This is a genomic window from Flavobacterium tistrianum (genome assembly GCF_003254545.1).
GTDB lineage: Bacteria > Bacteroidota > Bacteroidia > Flavobacteriales > Flavobacteriaceae > Flavobacterium > Flavobacterium tistrianum.
Genome location: NZ_QJRH01000003.1, coordinates 1 through 215 on the forward strand (window position 1 = coordinate 1; position 215 = coordinate 215).

A 215-nucleotide genomic window follows, 5' to 3' on the forward strand; every position below is an offset into this window, starting at 1 on the left:
AGGCGGGCTTAACTTCTCTGTTCGGGATGGGAAGAGGTGAGCCCCGCCGCAATAACCACCTTAAGGTTTTCAGTTTAGCGTTTATTGTTTTTAGCTTATCGTTTTCAACTCTGAGCTTATAACATATAACCCTTAACTTTCCGCGTGCGGACAATATTTTAACATACTGGGATAAAGAAACGCAATAAGGGCTGTTTTAGAAAGTTTCCTTCCCG

At 42.3% G+C, this 215-nt stretch carries 1 rRNA gene; it reads right to left on the minus strand.

Annotated features, from left to right (window positions below):
- Positions 1-63: ribosomal RNA gene (gene rrf / locus DMB71_RS00015) — 5S ribosomal RNA — on the minus strand; the annotation flags it as partial.
- Positions 64-215 lie beyond the last annotated feature (152 nt).